The 11,033-nt window shown below is 38.2% G+C and carries 10 protein-coding genes; 2 read left to right on the forward strand and 8 right to left on the reverse strand.

Annotation, left to right across the window (positions count from 1 at the left end):
• Positions 1–42 precede the first annotated feature (42 nt).
• From LY28_RS01385 to LY28_RS01410, 6 genes are all read right to left on the reverse strand, one after another.
• Complete coding sequence (locus LY28_RS01385) at positions 43–996, reverse strand: carbohydrate kinase family protein (protein ID WP_110460369.1); 954 nt, start codon at positions 994–996, stop codon at positions 43–45.
• A gap of 36 nt (positions 997–1,032) precedes the next feature.
• A complete protein-coding gene (locus LY28_RS01390) occupies positions 1,033–2,343 on the reverse strand; it encodes a class II D-tagatose-bisphosphate aldolase, non-catalytic subunit (RefSeq protein WP_340162525.1) in 1,311 nt (436 codons plus the stop codon).
• Between the two features lie 22 nt (positions 2,344–2,365).
• Positions 2,366–3,403, reverse strand: coding sequence for an SIS domain-containing protein (locus LY28_RS01395; protein ID WP_110460371.1), 1,038 nt, complete (start codon positions 3,401–3,403; stop codon positions 2,366–2,368).
• Between the two features lie 50 nt (positions 3,404–3,453).
• Positions 3,454–4,302 carry a carbohydrate ABC transporter permease gene (locus LY28_RS01400; RefSeq protein WP_110460372.1) on the reverse strand — a complete coding sequence of 283 codons (849 nt, stop codon included), beginning with the start codon at positions 4,300–4,302 and terminating at the stop codon, positions 3,454–3,456.
• Positions 4,299–5,177 (reverse strand): carbohydrate ABC transporter permease, encoded by an 879-nt coding sequence (locus tag LY28_RS01405; RefSeq protein ID WP_110460373.1) that lies wholly within the window; start codon positions 5,175–5,177, stop codon positions 4,299–4,301. The genes LY28_RS01400 and LY28_RS01405 overlap by 4 nt, the downstream gene beginning before the upstream one ends.
• Positions 5,178–5,251: 74 nt before the next feature.
• On the reverse strand, positions 5,252–6,598 hold the full coding sequence (locus LY28_RS01410) for an ABC transporter substrate-binding protein (protein WP_110460374.1): 1,347 nt from the start codon (positions 6,596–6,598) through the stop codon (positions 5,252–5,254).
• A 1,149-nt stretch (positions 6,599–7,747) separates the two neighbouring features.
• Here LY28_RS01410 and LY28_RS01415 point away from each other — a divergent pair.
• Positions 7,748–8,014 carry a metal-sensing transcriptional repressor gene (locus tag LY28_RS01415; RefSeq protein WP_110460375.1) on the forward strand — a complete coding sequence of 89 codons (267 nt, stop codon included), beginning with the start codon at positions 7,748–7,750 and terminating at the stop codon, positions 8,012–8,014.
• A 34-nt stretch (positions 8,015–8,048) separates the two neighbouring features.
• Complete coding sequence (locus tag LY28_RS01420; protein ID WP_110460376.1) at positions 8,049–9,929, forward strand: heavy metal translocating P-type ATPase; 1,881 nt, start codon at positions 8,049–8,051, stop codon at positions 9,927–9,929.
• Between the two features lie 201 nt (positions 9,930–10,130).
• On the opposite strand, the gene LY28_RS01425 is transcribed toward LY28_RS01420, so the two are convergent.
• Entirely contained in the window at positions 10,131–10,385 is a 255-nt protein-coding gene (locus LY28_RS01425; RefSeq protein WP_110460377.1) for a hypothetical protein, read from the reverse strand.
• 390 nt (positions 10,386–10,775) lie between these two features.
• A partial coding sequence (locus LY28_RS01430; RefSeq protein ID WP_165835461.1) for an integrase core domain-containing protein occupies positions 10,776–11,033 on the reverse strand: 258 nt, incomplete at its 5' end.

Here is an 11,033-nt window from a genome sequence, read left to right on the forward strand (position 1 = left end):
TGATGAGTCAATTCACTTCTGCCTAAGGTTACTTATTTCATATTACACTTTAATGCTTAGGCCGTATTTTCCCTCAGCAGCAAAGATGATATCCTTTATCAAGGCCTGTCCTTTAATTCCTCCCTGCACCCGCACACTATAGCTTCCACAAATACAAGCCACCTTGAGACAATCCTCAATGCTGTATCCTCTGAGCAGGCTGTAAATAAACCCGCCGTCAAAGCTGTCTCCGGCTCCGATTGTATCAATGACCGGCATATTCAAGGAGTCGGCATCGTATCTTTTACCTTCATAGTATACTGAAGCGCCTGCCTTTCCCCTTTTTACCGCAATTACCGGTATTATATCCTTGATTTTGTCTATGGCTTTATCAACGGTATTCTTTTGAGTTATAGCCATTAATTCATTTTCATTTGGCAAAAATACGTCTATCTTGGGAAGTATATCCCATAATCCGCTGTCCCAATTCCCTTCAGGATCCCAATTCGTATCAAGGCTCACAGTTGTTCCATTTTCTTTCAGTCTGTCTATAAGAAAGGGATAGTGTTTTTGTAATCCGGTCATAAGAAAATAACTGCCAATATGGAAATGCCTTGTGTTTAAATAGAGCCTTTCATCAAAGTCATCAATACCGGCTGCGGAAATAGTCCCATTGTATGTTAGCATTCCTCTGTCCACAATCTTGTTCAATACTACTGTAAGCCCTGTTTTAATATCTTCATTCCCTTTAAGATACTGAGTTGAAACATTCAGGCTTTCCAGAGTACTCTTTATAATGCCGCTCAGCTCATCACTGCCAAGCTTCCCTAATACCGCAGTTCTAAGTCCGAGCTTTGCAATCTGGCTTGCAAAAATGCAACATGACCCTCCCATTTCAATAGAATAGTCTTTTATTATTTTCTCCTTCTGCCCGAATTCCGGCATCATATCTCTATCTGTAAGCACCAAATCTACACAGGTATCACCAAAAGTAATCACATCATAAGCTTTAGCCATATTGAAACCTCCAAAATTTAATTGCACTTTTGCCTGTCAACCGGCTACTACTGCAAAATAATAATCTTCAAGTATCTCTCCAATTTTGTCCTTTATTAAGGCCTCCGGGTCATTTCTAAGTTTATTGTCCCTTACCTTCCTATACTGTATAGGCATATACTGACTAAGCAAAGGCAGGGGGATATCCTTTATCTTTAGATTATTTATAAGCTTTTGTGTTGCTTCAAGAACCTTGGATGAAGGCAGATAATACCGGCATCTATCGGAAAAGCTGAACATCCTGTCCAGAATTACCTGTTCATCACTGCCATTGTAATAACTATTCCAATATATCGGCTGCTCCACCATAACAGCTTCAAGTACCGCAGAAAATTTCGAGAGCTCTATTTCATTGTTGTTTCTATACATTACCTCTTCAATCATATTAAGCTCGAATAACGCTTCTCTAAGTGCAAATGTTAATGCCGGTCCGACTTTAAGTATTGCAATACCATCCTCAACCATTTGCTTTAATGAATAAGGGCTTTGGTAATCGGTAGAATGTCCTTCAAAAATAATATTTTTATGCATTTTAAGCCTTTTAGTCAGATTCTCAGCAGCAGCATGATTATATTTCTGTATAAAATCGTTGCCGAACTCCACCCCCGGCTGGACAACTACCGCAATCACATTATCCCAGCAATTATTGATATCTGCTTTATTGAAGGCCTCTCTATATGAATTCAGAGTCTCTTCAAAATCCTCAGCAGATGTGACACTGATACTGTCTTCATGCTCCATGCTCCCTCCTGGAATCGGCACCTCGCTTCCAATAATATAAACAGGAGCAACAGCCTCCGGGTGGTTAGCCTTGTAGCTCAGAAATTCATCTTCGGCAGCTTTGCATATTGCCGCTCCCCTTTCAGCAATATATACCGGGCTTAGCCTTTTATCCCTGTCATCACTGAGAAGCCTCATGCTTGTATCAATATGTATCTTTGTGAAACCTGCATTGATTAATTCTCTCACAAGCTCACACGATTTTGCCATAGCTGTCTCTGTCTCTTCATCCTTCCACACAAGCGGACCAATGTGGTCTCCTCCCAGAATAATCATGTCCTGTGGAAAATCACTTGCCTTTGCTATATCATATACGAAATTTCTGAAATCTATTGGTTTCATTCCGGTATAACCGCCATACTGATTCACTTGATTTGCAGTCGCTTCGATTAATAAAAAGGAGTTATAATAAATTGCCTTATCCATGGCAGCCTCAATAACATACCTGTTTGCACTGCATACCGAACATATCCCTCTTGGAATGCCTTTATTCTGTAAATATACTATTCTTTTAAGCGGGTGCAGCATTATCATTCACCTCCAAAATATATTATAGTTTAATCCACGGGTTAAGCCCTTCAGGTCTATCCGGATTGATACCTTCCGCCAATGCTTTGTGAAGAGTGAGCATCTGAGGCACCAATATAAAAGGGATACCATTTACAGCATAATTTTTGAATGCCGGCAGCTCAACCCCATAATCACCATAAGAAGCAGCTTCAATTCCATTGCCTACTGTAATGACTGTACAGCCCTTGGCTTTTAAATCATATATAATATCCTCCTGATACTTTCTTCCATACGGAGTAAGTGCTATTATAACCAAGGTTTTTTCATTTATAATCACCATAGGTCCATGCCTGACATCCAGAATATGATAATAGTTTGATTGTCTCTGACATATCTCCTTAAATGCCAGCGCACCTTCTTCAGCAATGCCTTCAAGCTCTGCATCAGCCAGTACTACTGCATTTTCCCATTTTCCTTCACCCAATCGTTTAATATCAGGCATTATGTTATTAAGTAAATCGTCTCCTATTTCTATCGCCTTGCCAATCTCCTCAATCAGGTATGTATCGCCGGTAATAATAGCTATCAGCATTAAGTTTGCCGTATACAGATTTGTAACTGTTCTTGTCTGGCAAATGCTTTCATCAAAAGCCCATGGCAGTGCCAGATTAACATCTGACAGCTTTGATAATTCTGAATGCTCTACGGCACAGATACTTATACTTTTCAGTCCAAGCTTTTGCTTCGCTGTTTTTACAGCCAGCAGAACTTCGGACGTACTGCCGGATCTGGAAGGTATAATTATCAGTGAATTCCTTATCATATTTTCGTAGAATTCGAAATTCATCATCAGATCTCCGGCTGCAATAACATTAGTATCAATATCCAGCCTTAATTTGGCACTAAGGGCGGTTGATTTGCACAAGCTCAAGCTTGACCCGCTTCCTATGAAGGTAATCCTTTTAGGGCTGCATTCCTTATAGAAGCCTGAAATATTATCCTGTCTTTCAAGCAGATATTTATATGTTTTATATAACGCACTATATTGTGTAAGAATTTCATTTTCAGCTTTGTACATTTTGAGTCCTCCGAGTATTTTGATAGTTATTAATTTTTAATACATCTGTACTACTCCTTTACCGCTCCAGACAACAAGCCCTGCACCAGATATCTTTGTCCGAAGATATATACCAGCAGCATGGGAATCGTAGCTATTGACAGACCAGCCATTATAACCGGTACATTTAATGTGTATCTGCTTTTGAATAATGTAAGCCCTACTATTATTGTTCTCATACTCTCATCTTGCAGGAAAACCAAGGCAATCAGCAATTCATTCCAAACCCAGACTATATTTACAATGCTGGCTGTAATTAATGCAGATTTGGAAAGTGGAATAATTATTTTATAGAAAGTTTGAAACTGTGTGGCTCCATCTATAAATGCAGCTTCTGTAAGAGATTTAGGTACATTTGCAAAAAAGTTTTTTAACAGGAATATCGTAAATGGTACCATTATTCCTGAATATATAAGGATTACAGATGCCCTTGTGTTTACAAGATTTAACACAGCCATAACTTTGTATAATGGAATAAGCATTATGATTGGCGGTATGGACATCAAGGGAATCATCATATTAAATATAGTCTTACTGCCTTTAAAATCCATTCTGGCAAATGCGAAAGCCGCCAGACATGAAAACAGGGTTGTTATAACAATTGATGCTAGCATAAGAAATATACTATTGCCAAACCACGAAACAAAATTCTTTCCTGCAAAGGCATCTAAAAATGATTGCACAGTAAAAGGAGCCGGCAGTCCAATAGGGTTTTTTATAAAATCCGGTCTGGATTTAAATGAATTTATAAACATAAAGTATATCGGAAATAATATCAGCAAGGTCATGACAAGCATAAATACCTGAGAGATTGCCTTGTATATTAAGGAATTGCCTTTCGCACTATGAATTGTTTTCATTGAAAATCCTCCAGCCTTTTTCTAATAATACTCTCTGCAGCTATTATACAGATAGCAAATATTAAAACAATAACACCCGCTGCTTCTCCCATATTGACTAATGAGCCGGCGAAAGCCTTCTGATAAATAAAATACTCCATTACATAGGTGCTGTTTACCGGTCCGCCTCCAGTCATTACAAATACAAAATCAAAAACCCAGCTAAGCATATTAATAATGTTTATAATGATAAAGAACTCAATAGTCGTAGCAAGCTGCGGCAACGTAACATGAATCAGCTTCTTCCACCAGCCGGCTCCATCTACGGTTGCCGCCTCATAAAGAACTGGCGGTACAGAGCCCAGCCTTGCCAGAAATAAAACTACGCCAAAGCCTATCTGTTTCCATACAACAACAGCTACAATCGACCATATCGCAAGCTTCGGAGTGCCAAGCCAATCCTTGACCAGACTCTCACAGCCAATACTCGCCAGCAAGGTATTCAAAACACCTTTATATTGCAAAATATATGAAAACACTATTCCTACTACTGGAATCGCCAATATGTATGGTGTGAAGATAATTGATTGATAAAAATGCCAGCCCAGAATTTTATCATATAGCAGTGCTGCAATAAGAATGGCAAACACCGTAATAAAAGGTATACTCGCAAACAGGCGCAAATTATTCAGAATAGATGTCCAAAACAGGTCATCCTTAAAAATCATAATATAGTTATTAATTCCAAACCATACTTCCTTACCCCCGACCGTAGTAAAGAAGCTGTTTACAATTATATTAACAACAGGAAAAACAATTATCAAGGTTACAATAAGTATGGCAGGCATTATATATAAGTAAGGAACCACCAGCCCTAACCTATTCTTATATTTCATTGAATAGTCCTCCTTTTAGAACCATTGTTAGGGGAATGCTCCCCTAACAATATTAATCAGATTAACTACTAATTTTATTCAAGTACCTTCCACTTTTCAAATGCGGTAAGCAGCTCCGGATTTTGGTTCTTCCACTTCTTAAGGGCATCCTGAAATTCTTTTGCTGCCTCCTCTGGCGCCAAATCCACCGCAAACAGCTTCTGTACTATTGGATTGACTCCTGATGATTCAAATCCGAATGGATAAAAATATTGATACCAGAATTCCGGATTTCCCTTTGACCATGCCATAATTTGCTTATCTACTTCCGTATTAAGCCACTCATCCTTAAAGCGTTTATCAGGAGTAACTGCGCCTGCCTCTTGATACATAAGCTTCATCATATCTTCTGTATGAAGAAATTTTAAGAACTTAGCTGCTTCTTCCTTATTTTTTGAAAAGGAGGTTATAGCCAGTACCTGACTTGGTATACCTACGCTGTCAGCCATTTTCCCTTCCCCGAAGGAAGGTGTTCTCATAATGCCAATCTTATCCGCCCCCTCTTTTCTCTCCAATTGTGCCAGATAAGGTTCTGCGTTTATTGTCATTGCTGCTTCACCGGAATCAAACAGCTGCTGGCCCTGATATAAATCAAGTGACATAATATCAGTATTGAAATAACCTTTGTCTTTCATTTCCTTGAGTTTTGTTATCCATTCATAATTTTCCGGATCAGTGTAGCTTTTATTGTCGGAGCCTTTTATTAAGTCTACCAATTCCTGTTTGGTATTCATATTTTGCTGACCCAATAAACTAATTATCCATCCGCCAAAATATCCATCCTTAAGACCCATTCCTATAGGTGTAATTCCTGCTTTTTTAAGGGCTTCACATGTAGTCATAAATTCTTCCCATGTACGCGGAGGATTGTTTGCATCCAGCCCTGCTTTAGCAAATAGTTCCTTATTGTATCCCCATACACTTCCATACTGATAAAATGGCATACACCACTGTTTTCCGTCCCAGTATGTTTCAGATCTCTGAGCAAGAGGCAGATTATCAATGTCCTCCTTACTCCAATAATCGCTCAATGGAGCTACATTTCCCATCCATACATCTTCAAGAGCCTGTGTGCCTCCCCAGAAATACTGGATGTCTGGCCCCTGTTTTGCCTTAGCCGCTGAACGAAAAGCCGAATATAAGGTGTCACTCTCCTGAAGAACCGCATCAACCTTTATATTTGTATTTTCTTTCATATATACTTCAGCAGCCTTGTCTATAAAACTTTTCATACCCGGAGCTTCCTGCTCCCCCCAATACCAAATTTTCAAAGTTGTCTGACCGTTCTTGCTTGAAATTTGGTTATCGTCTGAATTTCCTCCACAGGCAGTAGAACTAACAGCAGTCATTAAAACTAACAGCAGAACTAATAACTTACGCATAATTAAAGGTCTCCTTTATATATATTTTTTTGAAGTATTACCCTAATATGTAGCTGCATATCACTTAAAGAATAGTTCTATTAACAAACCTCCTTTACATGTTTTTGAAAATTGACGCTTATAAAGCCTTAATGGATATATTGTTATAACCATTATACTTGTGTTATATTTTCTTTGCAACTTTTATTATTACTTTATATGTTGAATATCCATCTGAATCAAGCACCGGCTTCTCCTTTCTCTGATTTGCTACATATTACGCCATTTTTCAACAGCATTAATAGAAACAACTTATGCAAACGTGATATTTAGGTATATTTTAATGTCGATATTAAATGCCAGATACTGTCTCAAGTTATACTGTGATACCACGGCCTTCCATTTTTTCGAACTCAATATTTTCAGCCGGTTGATATCCCCCTTCATTCCATCCAACGTCTTGTTTTCTTTTGCTTGTCGCGCATCACAGATGATGACAGCAATAAAGCATTGTCAATTAACCCGCCTCCAGCTTTACCTTTCCCCTGCGCATCCATGATTATACCAGAGCATTTAAAAAAATTATCCTTCAGCGTACTATCGCATCATCACCTTTGTATTTTTATAAAAATGGCATTTATAACTTTACGGCAATCCCAATTTAAAACTGATAAGCTCCGGGTATGTGCTTAATATTACCTATTTTATATTGCATTATTGGGATATGTTGTTATTACAATAATACCATTATAAATTAAATCTGTATCCTGTTATATCATAATTTATAAAATATTATTGTGGATTCCATAATTACTAGCTTCAATTGCGGTTCAAATTTGCTGCACTCCCGCTAGTCCGATGCCGGATTAAATATCATACACACCATGTACAGGCATTCCTTTGCCGCTTTACCCTTTACTTCGAAATAAACCGGCTATCATTACAGAGGGCTGGTTTATTTTTGTTTATAGTATTGACAATAGCAGCTTGAACATATATTATCTAAGCATCCCCCATCCCCCCATAGGGGTTATTAGAAGGACTGACTATTTAAAAGTCAATTACTATCGGCCGATATTTTGGTTTTGAGGCTGAAGTCCCTTAAAGTCAAACCCATGGTTTATAGGTTACATCAAGCAGCCTAAATCTATTAATATAAGGAGAGTGCAAATGACCCATTGCCAAGATGTAAAAGCAGTGTGTAACAGATTATCCAAGATTGAAGGACATGTTAAAGGTATAAAAAAAATGGTAGAGGAACGTAAACCCTGCGAGGATATACTTATCCAGATAGCAGCAATAGAAGCCGCTATTCATAAAGTAGGCCAAATTGTTCTGGAAAATCATCTTGAGGGCTGTGTTATTGATGGTATCAAAGAAGGTAAGGAACAAGAAACTCTTCAAAAACTCAAATCAGCCCTGAATAAATTTATTTAAAGCTTAATAGTTATTATCTTAGGAGGTCAACGGTATGCTAAAGTTTATAAGCATAAAAAAATTAAAAAATGACAGCGAATACAGAACTATTGCTTTAACTGTCATTTCAGGTGTTTTTCTTGTAATAAGCTGGTTCGGATGGCTTAAAGGTATACTGCCCTTTGATGCTGCATGGCTCAGTATAGTGATAAGCGGTACACCAATTCTTTATCTGGCAATTACCGGCCTGTTTACACGATTTGATATCCGGGCCGGTGTGCTTGTAAGTATCGCCCTTGTGGCTTCGGTGGCTATAGGTGAATATTTTGCTGCCGGTGAAGTCGCCTTCATTATGATGATAGGCGAAGTATTGGAAAACCGCACAGTCAGAAAAGCTCAAGAAGGTCTCAAAAAACTGATACAGTTAACTCCGCAGGTTGCCAGCGTGAGAACACCCTCAGGTGAAAAGGAAATCCCCGCAGAGCAGGTACAGGTCGGTGATATTATTCTTGTAAAGCCCGGAGAAGCAATCCCTGTTGACGGTATTATTGTCAGCGGTCAGTCTTCTATCAATCAGGCAATTATAACCGGTGAGTCTATGCCAATTGATAAAACTATAGGCGATGAGGTTTACGTTGGCACATTAAATCAGATGGGCGTTATAGAGGTTAAAGCAACAAAGGTGGGCCAAGACACCTCACTTTCCAAACTTATCAGGATGGTTAAGGAAGCAGAAGATAAAAAAGCACCTGTAGTACGAGTTGCCGATAAATGGGCCACAATCATTGTTCCTATCGCTCTGGCGCTATCCGTCATTGCATATATCGTGACACGTGACATAACAAGGGCTGTTACGATACTTGTTGTATTCTGTCCTTGTGCACTGGTACTGGCAACTCCTACCGCAATTATGGCTGGTATAGGTAATGCTTCCCGGAAAGGTATCCTTATTAAAAGCGGTGAAGCAATGGAAAAGGTCGGGAGGATTGATACAATTGCATTTGACAAGACAGGAACTATAACTAATGGCAAGCCTGAAGTTGTTGAAATTGTTGCTGTATCACAAAATCACAACGAGGACTCCATACTGCTATTGGCATCTATTGCTGAAAAGTTTTCTGAGCATCCTTTAGGTAAAGCTATTTATGCAAAGGCTGTTCAAAAATCACTAGCTGTGTCCGACCCTCAGGAATTTAAGATAGATTTAGGTCTGGGGGTTAGAGCTTTAATAGATAACAAAACAGTATCTGTTGGCAATTACAAGCTACTCGCGCTAAATGATGTCGCTGCATCAGAAGAGATTAAAGATATTGTCACCACATATGAAAGTCAGGGAAAAACCGTAATGCTAGTGGCACAAAGCAATGCTATTATAGGTCTTATTACAGTCGCCGACAGAATTAAGCCTAGAGCATGCGAAACCATACAGCAGCTGAAAAATACAGGAATCAAGGATATACTGCTGCTTACAGGTGATAACAGGAATACTGCCTTGTCTATAGCCAAACAGGTAGCTATTGATAATGTTTATGCCGGACAATTGCCTCAAGGAAAGGTTTCCGTTATTGAAAAATATATGAAGGAAAATAAAAAGGTGTGTATGATCGGTGATGGTATTAATGATGCTCCTGCTCTTGCCATTTCCAATATCGGTGTTGCAATGGGTGCCCTAGGCACTGATATTGCGGTAGAAACAGCTGATATTGCATTAATGTCTGATGACCTCAGCAAAATTCCAGAAATGCTAATGTTATCTAAAAAAGTTTTAAGCACAATAACAGTCAACATTATAATTTCTATGGCAATTAACATAATTGCCGTACTTCTCGCAGCCCTGGGCATTTTAAGCCCTATTGTAGGGGCATTAGTGCATAACTTCGGTTCTGTTTTGGTAGTCATGAATTCAGCAGCTCTTCTTAAATACAAAGGCTCATAAAAAGTGTCATATAATAAGAGATTCCCCGTTTAAGGCATTCTTGCCATTTAAGCTTATCAAAAGCTATTAAGCAGCGGATATTGCCGTATTCCCCACAAAAGAGCGTATTTCCAGAGGATACTGCTCTTTAAAAAGCTCTTTGCCTAGCTACTTCTGAGGATGCCAAAAATAGGTTTTTACTAATCAAAAATCGGAGTAAAACTACTCCTTGGTAATTATTTTATCTGATTTTGAAAAAACTCCCCATAAAGAAAATGAAATACCTGTTATCAGCAAAATGGCACCTATAATTATGGCTGGAAACAAGCCTAAATTCAATACCGTTTGCCAATACCTTCCTAATTTTGTATTCCATTCCGTTGTATTATCTAAACTCATGCTTGCTATTAGAGATGAAAACAAAAACATCAACACTCCTGTTACCTCAAAGCCTATTCCTGCTATTATTTTTTTCATACCAATTTACCCCCATTATTTAAATAATATTTGCTCCAGTTTATCACAGCAAAAGTAAAAAGTCATGTATGAGTTCAAATCTCCATACTTGACTTTAATTTGTATCATTCATTGAAAATAGATGCATATGCAAATTCCTACAATTTTTCCTACAGTTCACGCTTCCCAGACTTCTTGTTATGCTTACTATATGTAGTTGGGAATACACAGTATTTGTAGAGAGTGAAGATGAAATAGTTTATTACGGTTTCGGTTTGTATTTGACATTGATTAGCCTATACAAAAAGATGAACATATAGTGTTCGAAAAAAAGACTTATGGTAAAACTGACCTTGCCTCAATAAAATGGACAGCAAGAATCACTATTTATCTCATTAATTCTTATAATACCTATGATATTTCCTTCAGCATGAATGGTGGAATATACCCATTTGTTGAATGAGTCCTTTTACGGTTATAAAACAGTTCTATGTATTCAAAAACAGCCTTTTTAGCCTCAGCTCTGGTCTCAAAATTATAATCATTTAGCCATTCCATTTTAAGTTTGCCCCAGAAAGATTCCATAGGGGCATTGTCATAACAATTGCCCTTTCTGCTCATACTGCATACAAAGCCATATCTTTTTAGCAGATTTTGATAGTCATTACT

This window comes from Ruminiclostridium sufflavum DSM 19573, from assembly GCF_003208175.1.
In the GTDB taxonomy this organism is placed as follows: domain Bacteria; phylum Bacillota; class Clostridia; order Acetivibrionales; family DSM-1351; genus Ruminiclostridium; species Ruminiclostridium sufflavum.